This window comes from Polaromonas sp. YR568, from assembly GCF_943369415.1.
Taxonomy (GTDB): domain Bacteria; phylum Pseudomonadota; class Gammaproteobacteria; order Burkholderiales; family Burkholderiaceae_C; genus Polaromonas.
The window spans coordinates 25,028-48,681 of record NZ_CALRNF020000017.1 but is presented as its reverse complement, the minus strand read 5'-3'; the positions used below and the strand labels follow the sequence as shown (position 1 = coordinate 48,681).

The 23,654-nt window shown below is 65.1% G+C and carries 25 protein-coding genes and 9 tRNA genes; 10 read left to right on the top strand and 24 right to left on the bottom strand.

Features of this window, described 5'->3' with window-relative positions:
- Positions 1-8: 8 nt before the first annotated feature.
- The 4 genes from ureC to ACLV74_RS12460 are packed head-to-tail and all read right to left on the bottom strand — an operon-like array spanning position 9 to position 3,021.
- Positions 9-1,727, bottom strand: coding sequence for an urease subunit alpha (ureC, locus tag ACLV74_RS12475; RefSeq protein WP_411879707.1), 1,719 nt, complete (start codon positions 1,725-1,727; stop codon positions 9-11).
- Positions 1,727-2,032 carry an urease subunit beta gene (locus ACLV74_RS12470; protein ID WP_411879706.1) on the bottom strand — a complete coding sequence of 102 codons (306 nt, stop codon included), beginning with the start codon at positions 2,030-2,032 and terminating at the stop codon, positions 1,727-1,729. The genes ureC and ACLV74_RS12470 overlap by 1 nt, the downstream gene beginning before the upstream one ends.
- 8 nt (positions 2,033-2,040) lie before the next feature.
- Positions 2,041-2,658: a HupE/UreJ family protein gene (locus ACLV74_RS12465; protein ID WP_411879705.1), complete on the bottom strand. Its 618-nt coding sequence runs from the start codon at positions 2,656-2,658 to the stop codon at positions 2,041-2,043.
- A 60-nt stretch (positions 2,659-2,718) separates the two neighbouring features.
- A complete protein-coding gene (locus ACLV74_RS12460; RefSeq protein ID WP_007874763.1) occupies positions 2,719-3,021 on the bottom strand; it encodes an urease subunit gamma in 303 nt (100 codons plus the stop codon).
- A 168-nt stretch (positions 3,022-3,189) separates the two neighbouring features.
- On the opposite strand from ACLV74_RS12460, the gene ACLV74_RS12455 reads away from it, so the two are divergent.
- The 4 genes from ACLV74_RS12455 to infA all read left to right on the top strand — a co-directional run bounded on the left by ACLV74_RS12455 (position 3,190) and on the right by infA (position 8,675).
- The gene (locus tag ACLV74_RS12455) at positions 3,190-6,714 is read left to right on the top strand and encodes an ATP-binding protein (RefSeq protein WP_411879704.1); all 3,525 of its coding nucleotides are present in this window, start codon (positions 3,190-3,192) and stop codon (positions 6,712-6,714) included.
- Positions 6,698-7,753 (top strand): response regulator, encoded by a 1,056-nt coding sequence (locus tag ACLV74_RS12450; protein WP_411879703.1) that lies wholly within the window; start codon positions 6,698-6,700, stop codon positions 7,751-7,753. Before ACLV74_RS12455 ends, ACLV74_RS12450 begins: the two co-directional genes overlap by 17 nt.
- Positions 7,754-8,117: 364 nt before the next feature.
- Positions 8,118-8,354, top strand: a complete 237-nt coding sequence (locus ACLV74_RS12445) for a hypothetical protein (RefSeq protein ID WP_411879702.1) — start codon at positions 8,118-8,120, stop codon at positions 8,352-8,354.
- 63 nt (positions 8,355-8,417) lie between these two features.
- Positions 8,418-8,675 carry a translation initiation factor IF-1 gene (infA, locus tag ACLV74_RS12440; RefSeq protein WP_011800392.1) on the top strand — a complete coding sequence of 86 codons (258 nt, stop codon included), beginning with the start codon at positions 8,418-8,420 and terminating at the stop codon, positions 8,673-8,675.
- A 90-nt stretch (positions 8,676-8,765) separates the two neighbouring features.
- On the opposite strand, the gene ACLV74_RS12435 is transcribed toward infA, so the two are convergent.
- Both ACLV74_RS12435 and ACLV74_RS12430 read right to left on the bottom strand, forming a co-directional pair.
- The gene (locus ACLV74_RS12435) at positions 8,766-10,124 is read right to left on the bottom strand and encodes a dicarboxylate/amino acid:cation symporter (protein WP_411879701.1); all 1,359 of its coding nucleotides are present in this window, start codon (positions 10,122-10,124) and stop codon (positions 8,766-8,768) included.
- 128 nt (positions 10,125-10,252) lie between these two features.
- Entirely contained in the window at positions 10,253-10,864 is a 612-nt protein-coding gene (locus ACLV74_RS12430; protein ID WP_411879700.1) for a DUF502 domain-containing protein, read from the bottom strand.
- A 421-nt stretch (positions 10,865-11,285) separates the two neighbouring features.
- Between ACLV74_RS12430 and ACLV74_RS12425 the strand changes: the two genes are divergently transcribed.
- From ACLV74_RS12425 to ACLV74_RS12410, 4 genes are all read left to right on the top strand, one after another.
- Complete coding sequence (locus ACLV74_RS12425; RefSeq protein ID WP_411879699.1) at positions 11,286-11,648, top strand: hypothetical protein; 363 nt, start codon at positions 11,286-11,288, stop codon at positions 11,646-11,648.
- Complete coding sequence (locus tag ACLV74_RS12420) at positions 11,645-11,821, top strand: hypothetical protein (protein ID WP_411879698.1); 177 nt, start codon at positions 11,645-11,647, stop codon at positions 11,819-11,821. The genes ACLV74_RS12425 and ACLV74_RS12420 overlap by 4 nt, the downstream gene beginning before the upstream one ends.
- A gap of 229 nt (positions 11,822-12,050) precedes the next feature.
- Positions 12,051-12,326 carry a hypothetical protein gene (locus ACLV74_RS12415; protein WP_411879697.1) on the top strand — a complete coding sequence of 92 codons (276 nt, stop codon included), beginning with the start codon at positions 12,051-12,053 and terminating at the stop codon, positions 12,324-12,326.
- A 103-nt stretch (positions 12,327-12,429) separates the two neighbouring features.
- Positions 12,430-13,245 carry a hypothetical protein gene (locus tag ACLV74_RS12410; RefSeq protein WP_411879696.1) on the top strand — a complete coding sequence of 272 codons (816 nt, stop codon included), beginning with the start codon at positions 12,430-12,432 and terminating at the stop codon, positions 13,243-13,245.
- Between the two features lie 86 nt (positions 13,246-13,331).
- On the opposite strand, the gene ACLV74_RS12405 is transcribed toward ACLV74_RS12410, so the two are convergent.
- The 11 genes from ACLV74_RS12405 to ACLV74_RS12355 form a co-directional block, all read right to left on the bottom strand.
- On the bottom strand, positions 13,332-13,892 hold the full coding sequence (locus ACLV74_RS12405; protein ID WP_411879695.1) for an HNH endonuclease: 561 nt from the start codon (positions 13,890-13,892) through the stop codon (positions 13,332-13,334).
- 34 nt (positions 13,893-13,926) lie between these two features.
- A tRNA-His gene (locus ACLV74_RS12400) sits at positions 13,927-14,002 on the bottom strand.
- Between the two features lie 77 nt (positions 14,003-14,079).
- Entirely contained in the window at positions 14,080-14,265 is a 186-nt protein-coding gene (locus ACLV74_RS12395; protein WP_411879694.1) for a hypothetical protein, read from the bottom strand.
- A gap of 34 nt (positions 14,266-14,299) precedes the next feature.
- Positions 14,300-14,378, bottom strand: a tRNA-Arg gene (locus tag ACLV74_RS12390).
- Positions 14,379-14,390: 12 nt separating this feature from the next.
- Positions 14,391-14,476: transfer RNA gene (locus ACLV74_RS12385), tRNA-Cys, on the bottom strand.
- 9 nt (positions 14,477-14,485) lie between these two features.
- Positions 14,486-14,562, bottom strand: a tRNA-Trp gene (locus ACLV74_RS12380).
- A gap of 10 nt (positions 14,563-14,572) precedes the next feature.
- A tRNA-Asp gene (locus tag ACLV74_RS12375) sits at positions 14,573-14,648 on the bottom strand.
- A gap of 20 nt (positions 14,649-14,668) precedes the next feature.
- Positions 14,669-14,748 (bottom strand) — tRNA-Arg (locus ACLV74_RS12370).
- Positions 14,749-14,770: 22 nt separating this feature from the next.
- A tRNA-Ile gene (locus tag ACLV74_RS12365) sits at positions 14,771-14,845 on the bottom strand.
- Positions 14,846-14,997: 152 nt separating this feature from the next.
- A tRNA-Glu gene (locus tag ACLV74_RS12360) sits at positions 14,998-15,075 on the bottom strand.
- A 173-nt stretch (positions 15,076-15,248) separates the two neighbouring features.
- Positions 15,249-15,324, bottom strand: a tRNA-Arg gene (locus ACLV74_RS12355).
- A 487-nt stretch (positions 15,325-15,811) separates the two neighbouring features.
- On the opposite strand from ACLV74_RS12355, the gene ACLV74_RS12350 reads away from it, so the two are divergent.
- Positions 15,812-16,243 (top strand): hypothetical protein, encoded by a 432-nt coding sequence (locus ACLV74_RS12350; protein ID WP_411879693.1) that lies wholly within the window; start codon positions 15,812-15,814, stop codon positions 16,241-16,243.
- Between the two features lie 388 nt (positions 16,244-16,631).
- On the top strand, positions 16,632-17,297 hold the full coding sequence (locus ACLV74_RS12345; RefSeq protein WP_411879692.1) for a hypothetical protein: 666 nt from the start codon (positions 16,632-16,634) through the stop codon (positions 17,295-17,297).
- Positions 17,298-17,303: 6 nt separating this feature from the next.
- Here ACLV74_RS12345 and ACLV74_RS12340 read toward each other — a convergent pair whose 3' ends face one another.
- The 7 genes from ACLV74_RS12340 to ACLV74_RS12310 form a co-directional block, all read right to left on the bottom strand.
- A complete protein-coding gene (locus ACLV74_RS12340) occupies positions 17,304-18,287 on the bottom strand; it encodes a Bug family tripartite tricarboxylate transporter substrate binding protein (protein ID WP_411879691.1) in 984 nt (327 codons plus the stop codon).
- Positions 18,288-18,327: 40 nt separating this feature from the next.
- On the bottom strand, positions 18,328-19,032 hold the full coding sequence (locus ACLV74_RS12335; RefSeq protein WP_411879690.1) for a class II aldolase/adducin family protein: 705 nt from the start codon (positions 19,030-19,032) through the stop codon (positions 18,328-18,330).
- Positions 19,029-19,421 (bottom strand): DUF4440 domain-containing protein, encoded by a 393-nt coding sequence (locus ACLV74_RS12330; protein WP_411879689.1) that lies wholly within the window; start codon positions 19,419-19,421, stop codon positions 19,029-19,031. Before ACLV74_RS12330 ends, ACLV74_RS12335 begins: the two co-directional genes overlap by 4 nt.
- 1 nt (position 19,422) lies before the next feature.
- Positions 19,423-20,271, bottom strand: a complete 849-nt coding sequence (locus tag ACLV74_RS12325; RefSeq protein ID WP_411879688.1) for a fumarylacetoacetate hydrolase family protein — start codon at positions 20,269-20,271, stop codon at positions 19,423-19,425.
- A gap of 61 nt (positions 20,272-20,332) precedes the next feature.
- Entirely contained in the window at positions 20,333-21,895 is a 1,563-nt protein-coding gene (locus ACLV74_RS12320; RefSeq protein ID WP_411879766.1) for a bifunctional 3-(3-hydroxy-phenyl)propionate/3-hydroxycinnamic acid hydroxylase, read from the bottom strand.
- A gap of 89 nt (positions 21,896-21,984) precedes the next feature.
- On the bottom strand, positions 21,985-22,767 hold the full coding sequence (locus ACLV74_RS12315) for an IclR family transcriptional regulator (protein ID WP_411879687.1): 783 nt from the start codon (positions 22,765-22,767) through the stop codon (positions 21,985-21,987).
- A gap of 9 nt (positions 22,768-22,776) precedes the next feature.
- Positions 22,777-23,598: a VOC family protein gene (locus tag ACLV74_RS12310; RefSeq protein ID WP_411879686.1), complete on the bottom strand. Its 822-nt coding sequence runs from the start codon at positions 23,596-23,598 to the stop codon at positions 22,777-22,779.
- Positions 23,599-23,654: the final 56 nt, after the last annotated feature.

The window sequence follows — 23,654 nt, the reverse complement described above, 5'->3', positions numbered from 1 at the left end:
AAGCAGGACTAGAACAGGAAATAACGCTGCGTCATCGGCAGGCTGGTCGCCGGCTCGCAGGTCAGCAGCTGCCCGTCGGCGCGCACCGCGTAGGTCTGGGCGTCGACTTCCATTTTGGGCAGGTAGGCATTGTGGACCATGTGCTGCTTGCGCACGCCGCGTATGTTTTTCACGGCGCTCAGGGTCTTGGCCAGGCCGAAGCGTTCCTTGACGCCGGCGTTCAGGCCGGCCTGCGAGACAAAGGTCAGCGAGCCCCTGGCGATCGCGCCGCCGAAGCCGCCGAACATGGGCCGGTAGTGCACGGGCTGCGGCGTGGGGATGGAGGCGTTCGGGTCGCCCATGGCGGCCATCGCGATGAAGCCGCCCTTGAGGATGACCGAGGGCTTGATGCCGAAGAAGGCCGGCTTCCAGACCACCAGGTCGGCCCACTTGCCGGGCTCGACCGAGCCGACCTCGTGCGAGATGCCGTGGGCGATCGCCGGGTTGATGGTGTATTTGCTGATGTAGCGTTTGGCGCGGAAGTTGTCGTGGCGCTCGCTGTCGCCGGGCAGTTTGCCGCGCTGCAGCTTCATCTTGTGCGCGGTCTGCCAGGTGCGGATGATGACCTCGCCGACGCGGCCCATGGCCTGGCTGTCGGAGCTGAACATGCTGATCGCGCCCAGGTCGTGCAGCACGTCTTCGGCCGCGATGGTTTCCTTGCGGATGCGGCTTTCGGCAAAGGCCAGGTCTTCGGCGATGCCGGCGTCCAGGTGGTGGCACACCATCAGCATGTCGACGTGCTCGTCCAGCGTGTTGACGGTGTAGGGCATGGTCGGGTTGGTGGAGGAGGGCAGGAAGTTTTCCTCGCCCACCACGCGCAGGATGTCGGGCGCATGGCCGCCGCCCGCGCCTTCGGTGTGAAAGGCGCAGAGGCTGCGGCCTTTGGTGGCGGCAATCGTGTTCTCGACGAATCCGGATTCATTGAGCGTGTCGCTGTGGATGGCGACCTGGGTGTCGGTTTCCTCCGCCACGTCCAGGCAGTTGCTGATGGCGGCGGGCGTGGTGCCCCAGTCTTCGTGCAGCTTCAGGCCTATGACGCCGGCGTTGATCTGCTCGTGCAGCGCCGCGGGCAGGCTGGCATTGCCCTTGCCGAGGAAGCCCAGGTTCATGGGAAACGCGTCGGCCGCTTGCAGCATGCGCTCGATGTTCCAGGGGCCGGGCGTGCAGGTGGTCGCGAAGGTGCCGGTGGCAGGGCCCGTGCCGCCGCCCAGCATGGTGGTGATGCCTGAGGTCAGCGCTTCCTCGATCTGCTGCGGGCAGATGAAGTGGATGTGCGAGTCGATGCCGCCGGCCGTGACGATCATGCCTTCGCAGCTGATGATTTCGGTGCCGGGGCCGATGATCATGTCCACGCCGGGCTGGGTGTCGGGGTTGCCGGCCTTGCCGATGGCGGCGATGCGCCCGCCCTTGAGGCCGATGTCGGCCTTGACGATGCCCCAGTGGTCGATGATGAGCGCATTCGTCATCACGCAATCCATGGCGCCTTCGGCCCGGGTTTTCTGCGATTGGGCCATGCCGTCGCGTATCGTCTTGCCGCCGCCGAACTTGACTTCCTCGCCGTAGCTGCCGGCGCGCAAAGTGTAGTCGGCTTCGACCTCGACCACCAGGTCGGTATCGGCCAGGCGCAGGCGGTCACCGGCCGTGGGGCCGAACATTTCCGCGTAGGCGCGGCGTCCAATCGTTGCCATCAGAGTTTTCCTTGCACGAGTCCGCGAAAACCGTAAACCATGCGGTCCCCGGCGAAATCCACCAGCTCGACGGTGCGCTGTTGCCCCGGCTCAAAGCGCACGGCCGTGCCCGACGCGATGTTCAGCCGCATGCCGCGCGCCGCGTCGCGGTCAAAGCCGAGCGCGCCGTTGGTTTCGGCGAAGTGGTAGTGCGAGCCGACCTGGATGGGCCGGTCGGCCGTGTTCTGCACAACGACGGTCAGCGTGCGCCGGCCCGCGTTGAGCACGTGGTCGGGTCCGTCGGTGATGAGTTCGCCCGGAATCATGGCGCGCCTCAAGCCAGCCTGGCCAGCAGGGCCACGCCGAAAAGGGCAACACCCGCGCCGGCCGCGCGCGGCAACCATACATTGGCGCTGCGCAGCGCCCAGCCGGCGCCCAGGCCCGCCAGGTGCAGCAGCACGGTGGCGGCCAGCATGCCCGACAGGGTCGCCCAGGCGCTGGGCGCTTCAGCGAGTTCATAACCATGGGCCAGGCCGTGGAAGACGGCGAACACGCCGACGATCAACGCGGCCGCGATGCCAGTCACACGCCAGCGCGACACCACCAGCAAGCCCGTGACCAGCAGCGAGGCCGCGATCATGGGCTCGACCGCGGGAATCTGCACACCCTGCAGTCCCAGCAAGGCGCCCGCCAGCAGCATGCCGGCAAAACCCAGCGGGCCCCACAGCAGTTCAGGCCCGGCGCGGCGCGCGGCCAGTGCGCTCCACAGGCCTACGGCCACCATGGCCGCGAGGTGGTCCATGCCGGTCAGCGGGTGCAAAAAGCCGGTCATGAAATTCAGGTGTGCATGGCCGTCCACGCCGGTGTGCGCAAAGGCGGCCGCGGGCAACAAGGCCGCGAGGGCTATCAAGGTACGCAGGCTGCGGGATGAAGGCAGGGTGGAAAAACTCACGGCGATCTCCTGTTGGGCGATGTTGTAGTTTGAGACGAAAAAGGCGCGGCGCTGAACCGCTTAGACGATGGGCTGGTGCACGGTGACCAGCTTGGTGCCGTCGGGAAAGGTCGCTTCGACCTGGATGTCGGGGATCAGCTCGGGGATGCCGTCCATCACGTCGGCGCGGGTCAGCACGGTGCGGCCCTCGCTCATGAGCTGGGCGACGGACTTGCCGTCGCGCGCGCCTTCCATGACGGCGGCGCTGATCAGCGCCACGGACTCGGGGTAGTTGAGCTTGAGGCCGCGGGCGCGGCGCCTTTCGGCCAGCAGGGCAGCCGTAAAAATAAGCAGCTTGTCTTTTTCGCGGGGCGTCAATTCCATGGGGCTCTCTCAGGGCAGGCTGCCGGCTTGGGGATGCTTGCCGGGGTGCAAGAATGGTGCCATAAGAAGCGGGCCCCACCAAGGCTGCGGGGCGGCCGGGGGCGCATGGCACAGAACATGCACCTGAAAGGGGTCAATCACTCCGCGCCCGGCGCATCTGCCCACCCCATGGACGCCCCGCTCACGCCCCTGCCGCCGCCACTGCCGCCCGACGCGGCCGTGGCCGCGCCTTTGGCGGGCGAGGCGCCGCCGGTGCAACGCATCATCAAGGTCAGGCGCGACTACAACAGCTGGGTCGCCAGCGAGACCATGGAAGACTACGCGCTGCGCTTCACGCCGCAGCGCTTTCGCAAGTGGTCGGAATGGCGGGTCGCCAACACCGCCTTCGGCGCGGCATCCTTCCTGATCCTGGAGGCGGTGGGCGCCACGCTGCTGGTCAAGTACGGCTTCACCAATGCCTTCTGGGCCATCGTCGCCACAGGCCTGATCATCTTCCTGGCCGGCCTGCCCATCAGCATCTACGCGGCGCGCTATGGCGTCGACATGGATTTGCTGACGCGCGGCGCGGGCTTCGGCTACATAGGCTCCACGCTGACCTCGCTGATCTACGCCTCCTTCACCTTCATCTTTTTTGCGCTGGAGGCGGCCGTCATGGCCTATGCGCTGGAACTGGCGCTGGGCATTCCGCCGAGCTGGGGCTACCTGATCTGCGCATTGCTGGTGATCCCGCTGGTCACCCACGGCGTGTCCGCCATCTCGCGGCTGCAGGTCTGGACGCAGCCTTTGTGGCTGGTCATGCTGGTCGTGCCCTTTGTGTTTGTGCTGCTGCGCGATCCTGGTGCCTTTTCCGGCGTTCTGCACTACGGCGGGGAGAAAGGCACGGGCGGCGAGTTCAATTTGCACCTATTTGGTGCTGCGCTCACGGTGGGCATCGCGCTGATCACCCAGATGGGCGAGCAGGCCGACTACCTGCGCTTCATGCCGGTGCAGACGCCGGCCAACCGATGGCGCTGGTGGGGCGGGGTGCTGGTGGGCGGGCCGGGCTGGGTGTTTCTGGGTGTGGTCAAGATGCTGGGCGGCGCTTGCCTGGCCTACCTGGCGATTTCCAACATGGTGCCGCTGGACCGCGCGGTGGACCCCAACCAGATGTACCTCGCCGCTTATGAATACGTGTTCCCGCACTACGGCATGGCCGTGGCGGCCACCGCGCTCTTCGTCGTGGTGTCGCAGCTCAAGATCAACGTGACCAATGCCTATGCCGGTTCGCTGGCCTGGTCGAATTTTTTCTCGCGCATCACGCACAGCCACCCGGGCCGTGTGGTGTGGGTGGTGTTCAACACCCTGATCGCCTTCATGCTGATGGAGATGAACGTCTTCCAGGCGCTGGGCGACGTGCTGGGCCTGTATTCCAACATCGCGATCGCCTGGGTGATGGCGGTGGTGGCCGACCTGGTCATCAACAAGCCGCTGGGCCTGAGCCCGCCGGGCATCGAATTCAAGCGCGCGCATCTGTACGACATCAACCCGGTCGGCGTGGGCGCCATGGCGCTGGCCTCGCTGCTGTCCATCACCGCGCACCTGGGGCTTTACGGCGAAATGGCGCAAGCCTTCTCGGCTGTGATCGCCATGGGCACGGCCTTTGTGGCCGCGCCGCTGATCGCCTGGGCCACCAAGGGCAAGTACTACATCGCGCGCAGTTCGGTTCCGGCGGCCGGCGAGGGCGCCTACAAACGTTATGCCACCCAGCAATGCGTGATCTGCGAGCGCGCCTATGAGGGCCCCGACATGGCGCACTGCCCGGCCTACCAGGGGCCCATCTGCTCGCTGTGCTGCACGCTGGACGCGCGCTGCGGCGACCTGTGCAAGCCGCATGCGAGCCTGTCGGCGCAGTGGTCTGCCACCTTGCGCTGGCTGCTGCCGCGCCGCGCCTGGCCCTACCTTGATACGGGCCTGGGCCACTTCCTGCTGCTGATGCTGATCATCGTGCCGCTGCTGGCCAGCGTGTTCGGCCTGCTCTACCACCAGGAGCTCAGCGCGCTGACGGACCTGGCGCCGTCCGAGCCGGCCCTGAAGTCGGGTTTCCTCAAAGCCTATATGGCGCTGCTGGTGATTGCCGGCCTGGTCGCCTGGTGGCTGGTGCTGGCGCACAAGAGCCGGCAGGTCGCGCAGGAGGAGTCCAACCGCCAGACGCACCTGCTGATGCGCGAGATCGAATCGCACCGCCAGACCGACGAGGCGCTGCAGCAGGCCAAGCTCGTGGCCGAAGAGGCGCGCCACCACGCCGACCAGGCCAACCAGGCCAAGAGCCGCTACATCAGCGCCATCAGCCACGAACTGCGCACGCCGCTCAACAGCATCCTGGGCTATGCGCAGCTCATGGGCGAAGACAGCGCGATCCCGCCGCACCGAAAGCAGGCCGTCAGCGTCATCAAGCGCGGCGGCGAACATCTGCTGTCGCTGATCGAAGGCACGCTGGACATCGCGCGCATCGAGGCCGGCAAGCTCACGCTCAACGTCAAGCCCATGCACTTCGCCGATTGTGTGCATGAGATGGCCGGCATGTTCGAGCTGCAGGCCGCGGCCAAGGGCCTGGCTTTCCACTTCGAGGCCAGCGGCAACCTGCCCGAGCTCGTGCGCGCCGACGAAAAGCGCGTGCGGCAAATCCTCATCAACCTGCTGGGCAATGCCATCAAGTTCACGGTGCAGGGGCAAGTGACTTTCCGGTTGCGCCATGCGCGCGAGATGGCCTACATCGACATCGAAGACACCGGCCCCGGCATGCGCGAGGCCGAACTTGCGCGCATCTTCGAGCCCTTCGCGCGCGGCGCCGCGGCGGGCCAGAGCGCCGCGGGCACGCCGGGCGCCGGCCTGGGCCTGACGATCGCCAAGATGCTGACCGACCTCATGGGCGGCGAGATGACGGTGGTCAGCACGCCGGGCGAGGGCTCGATCTTCCGCATCCGCCTGTTTTTGCCCGAGGTGCATCTGCCGGCGGGCGCCGCCAAGGAAGCGATCACGCAGCCGGCGCGGCGCCGGCCGCGCGGCTACGAAGGCCCGCGCCGCAAGCTGCTGGTGGTCGACAACGAAGAGCCCGACCGCGAACTGCTGGTGCAATTGCTGCAACCCATGGGCTTTGAGTTGCGCACCGCCGCCAGCGGCCACGACTGCCTGGACCTGCTGGCCGCCGGCTACCAGCCCGACGTGATCTTCATGGACCTGGCCATGCCGGGCATAGATGGCTGGGAGACGCTGCGCCGCGTGCGCGGCTCCGGCCATGAGGCAATCCACCTGGCCATCGTCTCGGCCAATGCCTTTGACAAGGGCATGGAGAACGACGCCGGCATCCTGCCCGAGGACTTCATCCTCAAGCCCGTGCGCCACACCGAACTGATCGCCTGGCTGGAGCGCCGCCTGGCGCTCACCTGGCGCTATGACGAGGCGGCCGAGGCCTCGCCCGCGCCGGCGCCCGCGCTGCGCGTGTTGCCGGACGCCGCGCAGCTGGCCGCGCTGCAGGAGGTGGTGACGCTGGGCTTTTACCGCGGCATCATGAACACGCTGGCCGACATCGAACGGCACCAGCCCGACACCGCCGCATTCGTCGATGACATGCGCGTGCTGGCGCGGCAGTTCCAGTTCGAGGCCATGGGCCGCCAGCTCGCCAACCAGGAGGGCCGCCATGAGCAGCGTGCTTGAAGATTCCCCCGCCACACTGAATCCGCCAAACCGCAGCCTGGACCACACGCTGGACCGGGCCAACAGCGACGTCGTGCTCATCGTCGACGACGTGCCCGACAACCTCTCGGTGCTGCATGACGCGCTCGATGAATCGGGCTACACCGTGCTGGTGGCCACAAATGGTGAGGCGGCGCTGCAGCGCGCCTTGCAGGCCAGGCCCGACATCGTGCTGCTGGACGCCATGATGCCCGGCATGGACGGCTTTGAAGTCGCCAAGCGCCTGAAAGCCATGGCCGAGACCACCCACATTCCCATCATCTTCATGACCGGCCTCACGGAAACCGAGCACCTTGTGGCCGCCCTGGAGGCCGGCGGCGTCGACTACGTCACCAAACCGATCAAGCCCAAGGAAGTGATGGCGCGCATGGGCGTGCACCTGCAAGGCGCCCGCCGTGCCCGCCAGGAGGCGCGCCAGGCCGGCCAGGCGCGCAATGCGCTGGACGCGTTTGGCTATGCCAGCATCACGGTGCGCATGGGCGGGGCGGCCGACGGCCGGCTGGTCTGGCAGACGCCGCTGGCGCGCGACCTGCTGATGCGCTACTACGGCACCTCCGCGCCGCAGACGCCTGAGCCCGTGCTGGCCTGGCTGCGCCGCCACATGGCGGACGCCGAACGCCAGATCGAGCCGCCGCGCCTGGCGGTGGAGCAGGGGCCGCGCCGGCTGACCTTCCGGCTGCACCAGCAGACCGGTGATGCCGAGGGCGGGGCCGGCGGCAGCGGCGACTGGCTGATCGTGATGCGCGAGATTTCCGACGATGCGGTGGTCGAGGCCATGAGCCTGAGCTTCAAGCTCACGGCCCGCGAGGCCGAGGTGCTCTACTGGGTCGTCAAAGGCAAGACCAACCGCGACATCGGCGACATCCTGGGCTCCAGCCCGGCCACCGTGAAGAAGCACCTGGAGCGCGTCTACGCCAAGCTGGGCGTGGAAACCCGCACCGCTGCTGCGGGTATGGCGATGAACCGGATCCGCCAGCTCCATCCCCAGTTTGAGGGGTGAGCGCCCCCCAGAATCCAGTCCAACCGGGGAAAAGGCGCGGTTTGCGCCGGGCGGTTACAATAGCAGCTTCGGTAAAGCATCAGCTTTTTACATCGAAGCCTTTTCCCAACAGGTTTCCTTCTCAATTGCGGCGCTTCCCAGAGCCCGAATCCACAGTGTTTTCAGTGCCCATACAGCGCTGAACCTCTCAACACTGTTCCGTTTTCCCGGCGAGCACTATTCCCGACAGTGCCCACGCATGGCTCAACCAGCCCAGCCCCTGACAAAGGCCAGGCGGGTGGACACCGAACACCCGCCGGCTTGCTCGCAAGCCGATTACTCCTTATTTATCAAGCCGGGACACATAACCCGGCACGGACTTTTTATGAACGTAGATCACACCAAAATCGCGGTGGGCAAGTACCTTGTCTCACCACTGGCCAAGCAGCAAGGCGAACGCTACGCTGCATCGGTCTCCATCCGCTCCGGACGCGGCAGCGCCACGCACGACCGCGTGATGCGCTTCAGCGGCCTCTTTGACAGCGCGGCCGCGGCCGTGCATTACGCGACGGAACACGCCCTGGGCTGGATCCACGAGCGTTCGACGCCGGCCTGCGCATAAAGCCTTGCCAGCCCTTACAACAGACATCACGGACAATTTTTTCAATTCCCTAGGAGTTACATCATGGCCAAAGAAGAACTGATTGAAATGCATGGGCTGGTCGACGAAGTGTTGCCTGATTCGCGCTTTCGCGTCACGCTCGACAACGGCCACAAGCTTGTGGCTTACACCTCGGGCAAGATGCGCAAGAACCACATCCGCATTCTTGCGGGCGACCAGGTGTCGCTGGAGCTCTCGCCTTACGACCTGAGCAAAGGCCGCATCACCTTCCGCCACATCGCAGGCCGCGGCCCGGGCCCGGCGCCGCGCCAGTCCCGCTAAAACCGGCGTTCGCCGGCGAAAAACACAAAGCCCGGCAGGTGGAGTTTTCTCCGCCTGCCGGGCTTTTTTATTGGCGGCTTGTGATGTGTTTCAGTGGCGGCCGGTTGCCATGTGCTCGGTCTTCTGGTTGACCAGCACCTCGGGTTCCTGGGCCTCCACCCAGGTCTCGTTGTTGAGCCCGGCCTTGAGCCTGTCCGTGTCTAGCTCATCCGTCCATTTGGCGACCACGATGGTGGCCACGCCGTTGCCGATCAGGTTGGTCAGCGCCCGCGCTTCCGACATGAAACGGTCTATGCCCAGGATCAGCGCCAGCCCGGCCACGGGCACCGTGCCCACGGCCGACAGCGTGGCGGCCAGCACGATAAAGCCGCTGCCGGTGATGCCGGCCGCACCCTTGGAGGTGAGCAGCAGCACCGCCAGCAGCGTGATTTCCTGCATCAGCGTCATCGGCGTGTTGGTGGCCTGCGCGATGAACACCGCCGCCATCGTGAGGTAGATCGAGGTGCCGTCCAGGTTGAAGGAGTAACCGGTCGGGATCACCAGGCCCACGGTGGTTTTCTTCGCGCCCAGGTTCTCCATCTTTTCCATCATGCGCGGCAGCACCGACTCGGACGAGGACGTGCCCAGCACGATCAGCAGCTCTTCCTTGATGTACTTGATGAACTTCCAGATGCTGAAGCCGTGCACGCGCGCGATGGTGCCCAGCACCACGAAGATGAAGATCAGGCAGGTCGCGTAAAAAGCCGCCATCAGCTTGCCCAGCGACACCAGGCTGTCCACGCCGTAAGCGCCTATGGTGAAGGCCATCGCGCCGAAAGCGCCTATGGGCGCCACCCGCATGATGAAGCCGACGATGGTGAACAGCACGTGCGAGGTTTTCTCGACGAAGTCGAACACCAGCGTGCCGCGCCCGCCGAAGCGGTGCAGCGCGAAGCCGAACATCACGGCGATCAGCAGCACCTGCAGGATCTCGCCCTTGGCGAAGGCATCGACCACGGTGGTCGGGATGATGTTCATGATGAAGTCGGTGGTGCCAACCATCTTGCCGGGGCCGGTATAGGCCGCGATGGCCTTGGTGTCCAGCGTGGAGACGTCGACGTTCATGCCCTGGCCCGGCTTGAACACGTTGACGAGGACCAGCCCGATGATCAGCGCGAAGGTGCTGACGACTTCAAAGTACAGCAGCGCCAGGCCGCCGGTCTTGCCGACCTTCTTCATGTCCTCCATGCCGGCGATGCCGATCACGACGGTGCAGAAGATGATGGGCGCGATCATCATCTTGATCAGCTTGATGAAGCCGTCGCCCAGCGGCTTCATGAGCTTGCCGGCCTCGGGGTAGAAGTGCCCCAGCAGCACGCCGGCTATCACGGCGCAGATCACCTGGAAGTAGAGCGACCTGTAAAGGGGCGGCTTGCGGCGTGTTGTCTCTGTTGTCGTTGTATTTGTCATGGCCGGGTCGCATCCGCGGATGCGCGTTTGTGAATGACGGCTTCAATATAGCCCTGCCGCACAATTTGTCCATGTGGGAAACCACAGATCACAAACCTTTACGTACCCCGCCGGGGGGGTGAAAAGCCTCAGGAGTGGTTGCCGCCGGCGCCCTGGGCGGGCGGGCGCGCCATCCAGGCGATCAGCGAGGAACGCATGGCTTCCTCCACCGACATGTCTATGGGCTGCACCCAGTCGGCCGGCACGAACACCGTGTAGCCGCCTATCATGTAACCCATGGGCAAATACACCGCTACGCGCTCGCCGGGCAGGAAACCCGCCGGCAGGTCGGCAAAGCTGCGGCGCGTGATCAGGCCGACGATTTCCATGGCATTGCCCGGCATGCGCAGGATCACCACGCTTTGCTCACCCTGCTTGCCCGAAGGGGAAAAGTAGTCGGCAAAACTCTTGAGCGAGGAGTAGATGCTTTTGACGACCGGCAGGTTGGTGAAGGGCAGCTCGGCGAAAGACAGCAGCTTGCGCACGCTTTGTTTGGAGACCAGGTAGCCGATCACCAGGATGCTCAGCACGCCGAACACCAGGCCCAGGCCCGGAATGTAAAAGCTGCCGATGAGCGGCCGCAGTACCCACAGCGCCGCAGTTTCCATCCACGCCAGGAAGATGTAGAGCAGGTAGACCGTCAGCGCCACGGGCAGGATGGTGATGAGGCCGCGAAAGAAGTATTTGTAGAGGCTTTTCATGGGGTTCTTGGGTCGGGCCGCCGCTGTGCACGATGCAAGGCTGGCCATGCCTGCAATATAACCATTTCAGTTGACGGCATTACCCCGGGCACCGCAGCGCCTGTCGGCGTTCTCCTACATTTTTCCGGTACTAATCACCGCAAGTTGTCATATTTCCGTGCGTAAACTGGCGTGACCAAAAAGACCGATATGGAACCCGACGCCCCCGCAAAGATGAAACCGGACACCGGCCCGAGCGGCTCTGTCGACACCGGCTTTTCATGCGTGCCGCCTTTTTCCCCATGCTCTCCGCCGCGACCGGCCGCGTCGCCGAAAGTTACGTTTCACTCCCTTGATATTTTTTGCCGCGCTCAAGCTGCGCTGCAATGCCCACACCCGTCACCACACCCGGCGCGGCCGGATTTTTTGAGGAATTTTTTCCATGACCCAATCCACCCTGGTCAATGCACAACTCAGTGCACCCCTGCGCTCTTTGGCCCTGACCGTCGAGGAAACCGCGCCCGGCGAATTCGTCTGGCGCATTCTTGAAAGCCGCGGCAAGCCTACGGAATTCGAATCGGTGTCCTGCTCCGACATCAGCTTCGCCGCGTACGACACGGCGCTGGCCACGGGTTACGGTGAATTGCAACGCCTGGTCGGCCCCGACCTGCAGTACGGCCCGCGCAGCGTGGATGACCCGCAGGTCGACCTTTTCACCGCCGCGCCCAAGACCGCGGCGGGCAACAGCCCCGACAGGCGCGCGGCGATCAACACCAGCCTCAAGCCCGGCGCGGTGCCTGCATGAAGGCCGCCCGCCTGGAAGCCGATTACGCGCGCCTGCGCGCGCAGCTGGAAGCCCTGCAGGCCGCGCCCGAGAAGGACTTCGCGAAGATAGATGCGCTCATCGACGAGCTTGAAAAACTCCAGCTCGCCATCAAGGCGGCGCATGGCATCAAGGGCAACAACCCCAACGAATGAGCGCCGTGCCCCTTGCGGCGCACCGCCCGATTCACGCGCGTGCGCGCGGCCTTCATGCGTCAACCTGTGTCGCTCGTAGCATTTCGTGACCTCGCTTGTCCTACATGGCGCGCTGTAGGAGGCCGACGAAACGCCACCACTCCTTTTCGTAAATTGAACTTAGCTGGCAATACCGCCAGCGATTTACCAACCCGATTGCCTGTGATGGGCATGACCCAAGGAGTTAAACATGAAAGCATCCAAGACCCTGGCATCCGCCTTCGCCGCAGCAGCTGTTGTAGGCGCCATCGGTATGGCTTACGCCCAGACCCCTGACCCCGCCACCCAGTCCACCACGGCGACCGGCACGAGCGCCCTGCCATCGCAAAACCAGGTCACGAACTCCGACGCCTCCTCACCTGCGACCTCGCCAAGCACGCCCAGCACCATGAGCAACTCGGCCGGCACCACCACGGACACCACGGGCTTCCAGGCCGAGCGTCCCGCCCAGGCTGACCGCAACTAAGCCAGGGACGTCATGCACCTTTGTGTGATCCCGCCCCGGGCGGCCACCGCGTTTCACCATGCGGCGGTTCCCGGGGCGTTTTCATTCTGACGGCGTCCGCGCCATGCAAAGCTTTTTTCACCGCTTCCAGAACCTGTTTCATTTTTCCAGGCGGCCCGCGCGCGAAGGCGCGCCGTCGGAGGACACACGCGCGGACATCCTCGACGGCCTCAAGCAGGGCGTGCTGTGGGGCGCCGCCGTGGCGGTACTGTTCCTGCCGATTTTTCGCGCGCACCAGGTCAGGCCTGTTTACAGCGCGCAAGCCGCACAGGCTGCGATGCAGCAAACGCCGCGCGTCGCCGATTTCGGCGGCGAAAGCGCCTCCGAGGACGCGCGCCAGGTGGCCAACTGGGTCGTCACTTCGGGCGACAACCGCAAACTCTTTTTTGTGATTCTCGACAAGGCCAACACCAAGGTGTTTGTCTTTGAGCCCTCCGGCAAGCTGCGCAGTGCCACGCCGGTGCTGATAGGCGCCGCGCGCGGCGACGACTCGGTGGACGGCATAGGCGGGCGGCCCATCGCCCAGGTGCTGCCCGAGGAGCGCACCACGCCCGCCGGCCGCTTCCTGGGCGAGCCCGGGCGCAACGCCACAGGCGAGGACGTGGTCTGGGTCGATTACGACGCGGCCGTCTCCATGCACCGCGTGCGCACGCTGGAGCCCAAGGAGCGCCGCCTGGAACGCCTGGCCTCGCCCACCACCGAAGACAACCGCATTTCCTACGGCTGCATCAACATGCCCGTCGCATTTTTTGAAAACGTGCTCAAGCCGGCCTTCAACGCCAGCTACGGCGTGGTCTATGTGCTGCCGGAGGTCAAGCCGCTGGCCGAGGTGTTTCCGGCGGCGCATGCGCTGGCGCTCAGGCAGGGCGGCTCCGCGTAATTGGCCCCCTGGTTTTCTGCGTGCTACCGCTTCCAGAATAAAAAAACGGCGCACTGCTTTCGCAATGCGCCGCTTTGGCAGATGGATCAATTCAGCCTGGAGCCCTTCGGCAGCCTTGCGGACAGCCATTCGTGCACGTCGGCTCGAACATTGCGCCCGCGCAGCAGGAAGTCTTCGTAGCGGCTCGGCACATAGGGCAGGTACACCAGCGGCATTCCGGCTTGCTCGGGAGTGCGGTCTTTCTTCCTGCCGTTGCAATGGCGGCAGGCGCTGACCAGGTTGGTCCATGAGTACCGCCCGCCTTTGCTTTGCGGAAGGATGTGCTCGGCTTCGAGATCCTTTTCCAGGAAAACCTGGGCGCAATAGGCGCAGGTACAGCGGTCACGGCGCAGCAGCTTGGGCTTGGTGACAGCAGGTATCACGTTGTGGAGATTGCGGCGGGGCGCGCCGCGCAGCGCGATGATGGGGTGAATCACCGGCGTGGACTGGCGGCCGCGCGCGACATTCCAGCCGCCCCGCAGCGTCACGAGCGGCGTGCCGCCTTGCTCCCAGGCGACGCTGCCGGTGGCGTAGTGCAGGGCCGCCTCTTCAGCCGTGATCCAGGCCTGGGGCGTTCCCTGGATGTCGAGCTGAAGAACGTGGTGCATCAAAGCCTCCTGAGTTGAATTGTTGAATGATGGATGGGGTGCAAGACCGGACTCGAACCGGTGACCCGCGGGGTCACATCCCGCTGCGCTGCCAACTGCGCCACTTGCACCGGAAACGGAAAAACGTGAACGAGGTGATGAACGGCCTTGCGCGACCGGCTGAGCTTGCGCCAGGGAAAGAAACCGCTTACCACTCCCCGCATTCGCGGACGCGCTGATCCAGGTCGCGATCGTCGCGTGCCTGCCTGCGTTTATGCAGGGCGTGGCTGTGCCGCCCGGCGCCGGCGGCAATAATGCCGCCCAGCAAGGCGCGAACAATGCGGTTGCGGGGCTTCACAGACCTCTTGGAGGCCGCTGTGGTTTTGGCTGTCATGACAATCTCCTTGAGGTGGTTGATGTGGGGAAAGTGGCGCGCCTGGGCCGATTCGAACGGCCGACAAGCCGGGGTAGAAATCCGGTGCTCTGTCCGGGCTGAGCTACAGGCGCCGATGAGCTGGCTGGAGGCGGTGGTCAGATTCGAACTGACGTGTGCAGACGCACGCGGATTTGCAATCCGCTCCCTTCGGCCACTTGGGTACACCGCCGGAAAATACTGGCAGGCGCGGGAAGAATCGAGCTTCCAGCCTTCGGTTTTGGAGACCGCTGCTCTGCCTGCTTGAGCTACGCACCCATGAAAATACTGGCGGCCTGTGCGGGAATCGAACCCGCGACCACATCCTCGACAGGGAAGTGCTCTACCAGCTGAGCTAACAGACCCGCAAAATGAAAAAATCAAATGGCCTCGCGTGAAAGATTTGAACTTCCGACCCTCTGCTTCGTAGGCAGATGCTCTGATTCCGGACTGAGCTAACGCGAGAAAAAATGTGCACCTGGTGCTTTGGTGGTTGCAGTTGGGATTGAGCCAACGACCGGCGGGTTATGAGCCCGTTGCTCTGCCACTGAGCTATGCAACCGAAATAATCTGCAGGCCGTGAGCAGGTCTAGAGCTCTCGGCCAATCTTCCAAAAAATCTCCGGTTACGAGTTCCGGTGCCACCCTATCTTTGAGGCCGGTTTCCGCACTACGCCCTTTCGGGCACTGCGCTCCTTTTATTCACAACTGGAATTGGCGTCACGTAGGGGATTCGAACCCCTGTCTACAAGAATGAAAATCTTGTGTCCTGAGCCAGCTAGACGAACGTGACAAAAAATAAAATCCATTTCGGCTGTACCCGCATGCGGGCGGACGGCATGAAAGCCGGCCGGGATCTCCCGCTGCACCGCATCTCCGGGGCCATGAACCCCGGTTGCCGGCACACACGCCACCAAACCGTCTCCCCGGTTTCGCGCAGGTGATGTGAAACAGGCACACCCGAAATGGAGCGGACAGACGGCTTCGAACCGACGACATTGAGCCTCGAAGGCTCACGCTCTGCCTCCTGAGCCATGTCCGCTTTTTCTTGCGGGACTCGCCGCCATCCAGTAGTTGGCTGCTGTCCCGCTGCTGATTTTTAAAGGGCCCCGCGCTTGCAGCGCACAGACGGCACGATCACCGTCAGGGGAAAACAAAAAGGCCCGGTTCCTTGCGGATACCGGGCCTCTGGGTGTCAGAGATTCAGAAGGTACGCTCAGGCGCTGCCTTCTCCCGGTGGTGTGCAATCCTCATCGCGCTCCTGCATGGGCAGGGCTGTCCGCAAAATCGAGGATGCGAATGGACTCTGCCCATCACATGGACCCGCATGAACGTCAAGGCGGCGCACGCCAACACCGCCCCAAGCGGGGGTGTTGTGTCTTGCGATGGCGGCTATCGGTTTCATGATGGGTGCGTGGAAGGCGTTAAAGGGTTGATGTCAAAGTAGCAATGGAAGGTAATGTAAAATCTTTTTACGTCTTCGTCAACGCACCGCCGAAAAATAAACCGGGCTGTTGCAATCAGGTCACATGAATTCACTGGACATCAACCGCACCCGCCGCAACAACCTGCTGATCATCATTCGTGAATACAGCGAAAGGGAACTGGCTGCCGGTGGATCACCGGTCGGCATGCTGGGCAGGCTTGCGATAGAACTCGGCCTGAGCGCCGGCGGCCTGAGCCAGTTCAAGGGAGACGCCCAGGGTTCAGGCCGGAACATCGGCGACGCCGCGGCCGCCCAGATCGAAAGCAAGTCGGGAAAGCCAAAGGGCTGGATGGACGAGGACCATGGCGGCGATGCCATCAACCCGGCCGAGAATGCATTCATCGAACTGGCTCGCGCGGCATGGCGCACGACGGATGCCAAGGGCCGGCGGCAACTGATGCAGCTTGCGAAGCGGGGCTTTGATGTGCAGGCTGGAGGCGTCGCCACGCAAAAGCTCAAACCTGGCGAGAAGTGACGGGACTCCTCTCCCGGGACGTGTAACTTGTAACGGGCGCTGCCGCAGTGTTCGCCGGGTGTTGCGCGCCCGCATCTTTTTACGGGAATAAGTCCGACGAATGCGACTGTTACATGCTTGCCGGCGGCACGCCGTGACGGCCTGAAATACGAGAACCCCTTTGCAGTGAAAGAAGTCGTTGCTATCCAAATGCTAGCGAGCTTCCGAGCGGGTTCAGGGTTTTTCCGTTGAGCACAATTGCTTGCATCGTTAACATGGTGCAACTAACGACCGGGCGCGTTAAGAGATGGCACCCCCGGTTTTTTCATGTGCGTTCGCGCACTCAACGGCGCAAAGGCACAGGATCCGAATGTTGTTCAAAGGCAAGAAGCAAGCACGCACGGCATGCATGGCACTTATCGCGCTTTTTGCCGCCGGCCCGTTGCTCTCCTTCGCCGCGCCGCTCGCACCTTACGCCGATACCGCAGCCCCCGTCACCGCGAATTCCCATGCCGGCATGTCCCAGGTGTCCGTCTCTGTGGATGCAAGCCAGGCCTTGCGCTGGGTCTTGGACGCGCACGACAACCAGGGCCTGCCTTTTGTCATCGTCGATAAAAAAGGCGGGCGTATTTTTGTGTTCGAGGCCGATGGGCAACTGCGCGGCGCATCGCCTGCATTGACGGGCCTGGCGACCGGCGATGAGACCGTGCCCGGCATGGCCCAGCGCAGCGTGGCCAGCCTGCGCGACTTTGAGCGCACCACGCCCGCGGGCCGCTTTGTCTCCGAACCCGGCCACAACCTGCAGGGCGAAGCGATCGTGTGGATAGACTACGCGTCCAAGCTCGCCATCCACCGCCTGCGCCCTGCGCCGGCAGCCGAACGCCGCGCGGAGCGGCTGGCCTCCGACACACCTGACGACAACCGCATTTCCATGGGCTGCGTGGTGGTGCCGGTCAGCTTTTACGAGAACGTCGTCGGCCCCGCTTTGGGCAAAAGCCGCGGCATTGTTTACGTGCTGCCCGAAACCCAGCCGCTGCAGCGCATGCTGGGTGCGCTGCAGCTAAGCCAACGCTAAAGGCGCTTATTCAGGCTTGATGTTGGCTGCCTTGGCCAGCTGTTCGTAGCGGATTTTGTCGGAACGGATCAGCTTCACCACCGCCGCGCCATTGCCCGCATAGGGCTCCACCCCCGCATTCGACAGCCGCGACTGCACGGCAGGGTCGGCCAGCACCTTCTGCACGTCGGCGACGATCTTGCTGACGACGGCCGGCGGCATTTTGGCCGGTCCCATCAGCGCAAACCAGGTGGAAAAATCCAGCGGCTTGAGGCCTTGCTCTTCAAAAGTGAGGGTGTCGGGCAGCAGCGAATAACGCTTCTGGCTGGCCACGCCGATCACGTTGAGCCGGCCCGATTTGGCGTAGGGGGCGGCCAGGTTGGCGCTCAGGATGGCCAGCGGGATCTGGCCGCCCACCACGTCGGGCACCACGGGCGCGCAGCCTTTGTAGCCGGCGTGCACCGCGTCCAGCGCGGTCTTCTGCTTGATGAGCTCCATCACGAAATGCATGGGCGTGCCCACGCCGCAGGAGCCGTAGCTGAGCTTGCCGGGGTTGGCCTTGGCGTAGTCCTGCAGCTCCTTGAGGTTCTTGACGTTGAGGCTGGGGTGGGCCACCAGTGCGATGGGCGTGATGCCCAGCAGCATGATGGGCGTCAGGTCTTTTTCCGGGTCGTAATTGAGTTTCATGCCCAGGCCCATGTTGACCACCATGGTGCTGTTCTGCAGCAGCAGGGTGTAGCCGTCGGCCGGCGAATTCACCACGACTTCGGAGCCTATGTTGCCGGATGCGCCGGTGCGGTTTTCCACCGCCACGCCCTGGCCCCAGGCCTGCTGCAGGCTGGCGCCCAGCTGGCGCGCCAGGATGTCGGCGCCGCCGCCCGTGCCGTAAGGCACGATGATGCGCACCGATTTGGCCGGCCAGGCTTGGGCCAGCGCCGCGGGCGTTGCCAGCGCATGGCAGGCCAGTGCGAGGGCGCAGGTCTTCAGGAGGGATGTCAGCTTCAGTTTCATGCGTTGCTCTCCAGGGGTTGGGTCAAAAAACAGGATTCAATCAAAGTTCATGCTGCCACAGCGCCCAGGCGCGCGGGATCTGCGCGTCATTGGCGGCGGCGGCCAGGCCGGCTTCAGTGTCGGTCAGGTAGGTGACAGTGCCCAGGGCCATGGCGGCGGCCTGCAGGCCCGCGTTGACCTCGGTATACACGGCGCGGTAAACGGCATGCTCCAGCGAGCCGCCCACCACCGTGCTGCCGTGGCCGCGCATCAGCACACAGGCGCAATCGCCCAGCGATGCGGCGAGCGCCTTGCCCAGGGCAGGGCTGCGTATCAGCAGGTCGCTGTCGCCCGCCGTGTCGCGTATCTCGAAATGCGCCGAGCCGCTGCCGAGGAAGCCCGACATGTGGAACACCGGCCGCAAGCGCTGGCCGGTGATGCCGAAGGGAATCACGCGCGGCGAGTGGCTGTGCACCACGGCCATCACCTCGGGTCTCGCGCGGTAGATCTCGCTGTGGATGAAACGCTCCAGGTAAGGCTTGCCGGTAATGGCGCCCAGCGGCTCACCATCCAGGCCGTAGCAGCCGATGTCGGCTTCTTCGACCAGCGCCGGCGCGCGGCTGCGGGACAGCAGAAAAACCGCTTCATTGCCGGGCTGGCGCACACTGACGTGGCCGAAGCCGTCCACCACGCCGCGCGCATACAGGATGCGGTTGGCCAGCACCAGTTGCCGGGCCAGGGCCGGGGCGGGTGTTGTGGCGCTCATGGTGTTTTGGCGGGCAAGGCGGTGGCCTGCACGGCTTGCAGCACCCAGCCTGACGCCGTGTGCTCCCACACCGCCAGGTAGCTGCTGGCAATCTCGCGGCGGACGTCGCCCTTGAGGATCGTGGCCCGCATCACCGCAGTGACCAGGCCCGTTGTTCCCGTCCCCAGCAGCCGCGCTTGCGGCGCCGCGAACTCCAGCGTTTCGTAGCGCAGCGCGCCGCCGGCCAGCAGTTGCAGGTAGCTGGCTTTGCCGTCCGTCACGCCGGTCGAATGCGTGTAGGCCAGCGCATCCGACAGCAACGCATCCAGCGCAGCCGTGTCCGCGGCCAGCATCGCCAGCCGCCTTGCCTCTTCGGCGGCCAGCAGGCTCAGTTCAAGGGCGGCCGCCATCTCAGAAGCGCGTGGCGTCGGCCGCGATGGTGTTGAAAAGCACGCCCACCTTGCTGACCTCGATCTCCACCTCGTCGCCCGGTTTCATCCACACCGGCGGCGTGCGCTTGACGCCGACGCCGCCCGGCGTGCCGGTCACGATCACGTCGCCCGGTTGCAGCGAAGTGAAGCTGGAGATGTATTCGATCAGCACCGGGATGCTGAAGATCATCGACGCCGTGGTGGTGTGCTGCATGACCTGGCCGTTCAGACGGGTTTCCAGCGTGAGTTCCTCGCCGTCGGCGATCTCGCCGCGCGTGACCATCCAGGGGCCGAAGCTGCCGGTGCCGCTGAAGTTTTTGCCGGCGGTGAACTGCAGCGTGTGTTTTTGCCAGTCGCGCACCGAGCCGTCGTTGTAGGCGCTGTAGCCGGCCACGTAATTCCAGGCGTCGGCTTCGCGGATGCGCCGGCCGGCCTTGCCGATGACGACGGCGATCTCGCCTTCGTAGTCCAGCTGCGTCGATTCGGCCGGCATCAGGATGGGCTGGCGGTGCGCCGTCTGCGATTCGGCCACGCGCATGAAGAGCAGCGGGTGCTGGGTCGGGTCGCGCTGGGTCTCGATGCGGTGCGCCTCGTAGTTGTGGCCCACGCAAAAAATCTTGCCAGGCACCGGTATCACCGGCAGGAATTCGATGGCGTCCAGCGGCACGGCGTTTGTTGACACGGGCGTGGCGGCGATCTCGTCAAGCTTGCCGGCCTGCAGCGCGCTGAGCAGCGTCGGGTACTGCGCCGACTGCAGGGGCAGGACGCCGGCCTCGCTGGCCACGCCCCAGCCGGGCTGGCCCTGGTAAAGGTAACTGGTGATTTTCACGGTGTGCTTTCTAAGGTAAGTTGAAGGAAAGAGCGTCCAGAAGCAGCGGTGTAGACGCGGCCTATGCCGCTTGCGGGATGGGTGTCGAATGGGCTCGCAACAGCTGCAGCAGTTGCGCGGTGCTGCGCGGATCGTCGCGATGCAGATAGGCCAGCACATAGCGGTCGGGCCGCAGCAGCACGGCCTGCGCGCCGGCGCTGCGGATGATGGCCTCCAGCGTGCCGCCACAGTCGCGCAGCGTGCTGCCCGTCCCGGCCGGCTTCAGGAAGTCGTCGCGCTGCGCCACCACCCGGATGTGGCGGCAGGCGAGGCCCGTGCCGGCCAGCGCCGCGAGCGCGGCGGCCACATTGCCGTCATCCGCATCGGCCAAAGACAGGAGGGCAAAGCCGCTGCCGATCACGTCGTCGAGCCCAAGCTGCGCGCCGCCCGGCAGTTCCACCCTGGGCTGCGGCAGCAACTGCCCGGCGGGCACCATCGCGGCGGCCGCATGGCCCGGCACGAAGAAGCCTTCAAAAAAGCGCGGCTTGGGCTTGAACTTGAGCTGCAGCACATAGTCGCGCACCGGCGGGAAGATGCTGAAGAGCTTGAGCGCGCCCTGCGTCAGCATGGCGGCCGGCACCGACTTGGGCTGCATGAAAGTGCCTATGCGCACCGCCATCTGGATCAGCGACCAGGCGTGGGGTTTGCGCTCGACTTCGTAGCTGTCCAGCAGCGAGGCGGGCAGGCGGCCCTGCACCACGGCGGCCAGCTTCCAGGCCAGGTTGGCGGCGTCGCGCACGCCGCTGTTCATGCCCTGGCCCGCGAAGGGCGGCGTCAGGTGGGCGGCGTCGCCGGCCAGCAGCACGCGGCCGGCCTTCCAGCGCTGGGCCACGCGCGCATGGAAGGCATACACCACCTTGCGCGTGATGGGCAGCTGCGCGTCCGCCGGCTCGCGCGCATGGATCCAGCTGCGCACGCGGGCTTCGTCCAGCATCTCCTCCGGGTCTTCGCCTTCGTGCAGCATGAACTCGTAGCGCAGCGTGCCGTCGGGGCCGGGCAGGCGTATGGCGGGTCGCACCGGGTCGCAGTAGGTGCGGGTGTGCCGAAAGGCCGAGTTGCGCTCCAGCAGGTCGACGATCAGCCATTTTTCGTCGTAGCTGCTGCCGGTCAGCTGTATGCCGAGCTGCTCGCGCACGCTGCTCCGGCCGCCGTCGCAAGCCACCAGCCAGTCGCAGCGTACGTGTTTTGTCTCGCCATCGTGGCGCAGTTCGAGCCGCACGTCTTCACCATCGTCATGGAACTTCACAAGCTCATGGCCGAACCAGATCGCCGAGCCGGAAAAGCGCCGCATCCCGTCGCGCAGCTGGCCCACCAGCAGCTGCTGGCGAAAGGCGTTGCGCTTGGGAAAGCCGTGGTCCATCGCGCTGGGCTCTATGCGCGCGAACACCTTGTTGCGCCACGAGTAGTAGTGCACGCCGTAACCCTGCACCACGTGCGGCAGCACGTTGGCGATCAGGCCTGTGGCCTGCACTGTGCGCAGGCTTTCATCGTCGATGGTGACGGCGCGCGGCTCGCCCACGGTGCTGGTGTTGCGCTCCACCACCAGGCTATCTATGCCCTGCATGCCCAGCAGGTTGGCCAGCATCAGGCCGGTGGGGCCGGCGCCGATGATCACGACGGGAAAATGCTGGTCGCGCGACAGGGGCGGCACGGATATCAGGGGGAGTGGGGCGTTCATGGGGCTTCCGTTTTTTTGGTGGCGCGGGCTTTTTCGCGCTGGTCCTGCAGCCGGCCTTCCATACGGCCGGCCGCGCTTTGCAGCCGCGCGAGCGTGGCCTTGCGCGAGGCGACAGTGAGCGAGGCCGCCGGCATCACCACGCTGAGGCTGCCCAGCAGGTGCTCGCCGTCGCGCAGCGCCACGGCAAAGCCCACGGCGTCGGGATCGACCTCGCCCTCGGTGATGCAGTGGCCGGTTTCGCGTATGCCGCGCAGCACCTTGCCCAGCTGCGCATAGTCGTCGGGCAGGCCGGCGGCCGCTAGGGTCTTGCGTTCGGAGGCCCAGAGCTGCTTGAGCTGCGCGGCCGGCAGGTAGGCCAGGATGATCTTCGACGTCGCGCCGCGGTACAGCGGCATGGCGCGGCCGCGTTCATAGCTCACCGACAGGGCCGGGTTCTTCCCCTTCACCTGGTGTATGCACATCACCTTGCTGCCGTGAAAGCGGCACAGCAGTACCGTGCCGCCGGTCTGCTCGGCCAGCTTGCCGGGCAGCTCGCCGGCGGCCTCCAGCAAAGGGTCGGCCAGGCGTATCTGCCGGTCCAGCTCCACCACCATGGGGCCCAGCACATAGCCGCGGTCGGCCACGCGTTCCAGCATGCCCGCGGCGGCCAGCTGGCCCAGGTCGCGGTAGACGCTGGCGCGCGAGACGCCCAGCTCCTGCATCAGCCACTCGGGCGTGATGACGGGCCGCTCGAGCCTGAACAGGCCGAGGATGCGCAGCATGCGGTTGGTGCTTGCCATGGCGTTGTTCTAGCTGCGCAGGATGGCCTTGCCCCAGAGGTTGAGCGTGCGCTCCTCGTGCGGCCAGGTGCCGGCGGGTCGGCCGGGCGCGCAATGCTCGATCTCCGAGGAAATTTCGGCCAGGTTGCCGTCGGGGTCGCGCACCATGAAGAACACGTCATTGCCCGGGCCGTGGCGGCCTATGCCCCAGACGATGGGCACCTTGAGCGCCGCCATGTGGTCGCCCCATTCCTTCATGCTGGCCCAGTCGGGCGTTTCAAACGATTGGTGGTCGAAGCAGGCGGCGGGCGCGAAGAACAGGGCCAGCGCGTGGTGCAGCGCGTCGGTGCGCAGGAAGCAGGCGCGCAGCGTGCCTTCCGGGTCTTTCACCGCATCCGACAGCACGAAGCCCAGTTGCTCCGTGTAAAAGGCCAGCATCGCCGGCAGGTTGGGCGTGCGCAGCGCGAAATGCTGCAGCGTGGCGGGCGGCAGCGCCGTGGTCTGTGTGGCGGCCACAGCCTTGGGCGGCGTGAAGACGATGAGGTTGCCGTCGGGGTCCTTGAGCGCGATGGCCTCGCCGCTGAAGCCGGCAGGCACCGCTTGCTGCGGCAAACCCTGCACGCGCGCCGCGAAGGTTTGCCAGGCGCCGGCATCGGCCAGTGCGTAGTGGGCGTAGCGCAGCTGGTTGGCCGGGCCTTCGGACAGGCGCAGTTCACGCCCGGGGCCGCGGCACACGTAGCCGCCCGCCACGGGCGCCATCGCCATGCCGTAAGTGGCGCTGTAAAAGCGCGCGGCCTGCAGCGGGTCGGGCGAATAAAGGTGAAGGCATTGCAGCGCGGCTTGCGGTTCCATGGTGGCGGCTCTCGGTGTAAATCGGTGCCTCCACTGTCGCCGGGGCTTCATGCCCT

Excerpts from the sequence above, each read along its gene's own strand:
- ureC (WP_411879707.1), bottom strand. The coding sequence starts at position 1,727 with ATGGCAACGATTGGACGCCGCGCCTACGCGGAAATGTTCGGCCCCACG.
- ACLV74_RS12470 (WP_411879706.1), bottom strand. The coding sequence starts at position 2,032 with ATGATTCCGGGCGAACTCATCACCGACGGACCCGACCACGTGCTCAAC.
- ACLV74_RS12460 (WP_007874763.1), bottom strand. The coding sequence starts at position 3,021 with ATGGAATTGACGCCCCGCGAAAAAGACAAGCTGCTTATTTTTACGGCT.
- ACLV74_RS12455 (WP_411879704.1), top strand. The coding sequence starts at position 3,190 with ATGGACGCCCCGCTCACGCCCCTGCCGCCGCCACTGCCGCCCGACGCG.
- ACLV74_RS12450 (WP_411879703.1), top strand. The coding sequence starts at position 6,698 with ATGAGCAGCGTGCTTGAAGATTCCCCCGCCACACTGAATCCGCCAAAC.
- ACLV74_RS12445 (WP_411879702.1), top strand. The coding sequence starts at position 8,118 with ATGAACGTAGATCACACCAAAATCGCGGTGGGCAAGTACCTTGTCTCA.
- infA (WP_011800392.1), top strand. The coding sequence starts at position 8,418 with ATGGCCAAAGAAGAACTGATTGAAATGCATGGGCTGGTCGACGAAGTG.
- ACLV74_RS12435 (WP_411879701.1), bottom strand. The coding sequence starts at position 10,124 with ATGACAAATACAACGACAACAGAGACAACACGCCGCAAGCCGCCCCTT.
- ACLV74_RS12430 (WP_411879700.1), bottom strand. The coding sequence starts at position 10,864 with ATGAAAAGCCTCTACAAATACTTCTTTCGCGGCCTCATCACCATCCTG.
- ACLV74_RS12425 (WP_411879699.1), top strand. The coding sequence starts at position 11,286 with ATGACCCAATCCACCCTGGTCAATGCACAACTCAGTGCACCCCTGCGC.
- ACLV74_RS12420 (WP_411879698.1), top strand. The coding sequence starts at position 11,645 with ATGAAGGCCGCCCGCCTGGAAGCCGATTACGCGCGCCTGCGCGCGCAG.
- ACLV74_RS12415 (WP_411879697.1), top strand. The coding sequence starts at position 12,051 with ATGAAAGCATCCAAGACCCTGGCATCCGCCTTCGCCGCAGCAGCTGTT.
- ACLV74_RS12410 (WP_411879696.1), top strand. The coding sequence starts at position 12,430 with ATGCAAAGCTTTTTTCACCGCTTCCAGAACCTGTTTCATTTTTCCAGG.
- ACLV74_RS12405 (WP_411879695.1), bottom strand. The coding sequence starts at position 13,892 with ATGCACCACGTTCTTCAGCTCGACATCCAGGGAACGCCCCAGGCCTGG.
- ACLV74_RS12395 (WP_411879694.1), bottom strand. The coding sequence starts at position 14,265 with ATGACAGCCAAAACCACAGCGGCCTCCAAGAGGTCTGTGAAGCCCCGC.
- ACLV74_RS12350 (WP_411879693.1), top strand. The coding sequence starts at position 15,812 with ATGAATTCACTGGACATCAACCGCACCCGCCGCAACAACCTGCTGATC.
- ACLV74_RS12345 (WP_411879692.1), top strand. The coding sequence starts at position 16,632 with ATGGCACTTATCGCGCTTTTTGCCGCCGGCCCGTTGCTCTCCTTCGCC.
- ACLV74_RS12340 (WP_411879691.1), bottom strand. The coding sequence starts at position 18,287 with ATGAAACTGAAGCTGACATCCCTCCTGAAGACCTGCGCCCTCGCACTG.
- ACLV74_RS12335 (WP_411879690.1), bottom strand. The coding sequence starts at position 19,032 with ATGAGCGCCACAACACCCGCCCCGGCCCTGGCCCGGCAACTGGTGCTG.
- ACLV74_RS12330 (WP_411879689.1), bottom strand. The coding sequence starts at position 19,421 with ATGGCGGCCGCCCTTGAACTGAGCCTGCTGGCCGCCGAAGAGGCAAGG.
- ACLV74_RS12320 (WP_411879766.1), bottom strand. The coding sequence starts at position 21,895 with ATGCTGGCCAACCTGCTGGGCATGCAGGGCATAGATAGCCTGGTGGTG.
- ACLV74_RS12315 (WP_411879687.1), bottom strand. The coding sequence starts at position 22,767 with ATGGCAAGCACCAACCGCATGCTGCGCATCCTCGGCCTGTTCAGGCTC.
- ACLV74_RS12310 (WP_411879686.1), bottom strand. The coding sequence starts at position 23,598 with ATGGAACCGCAAGCCGCGCTGCAATGCCTTCACCTTTATTCGCCCGAC.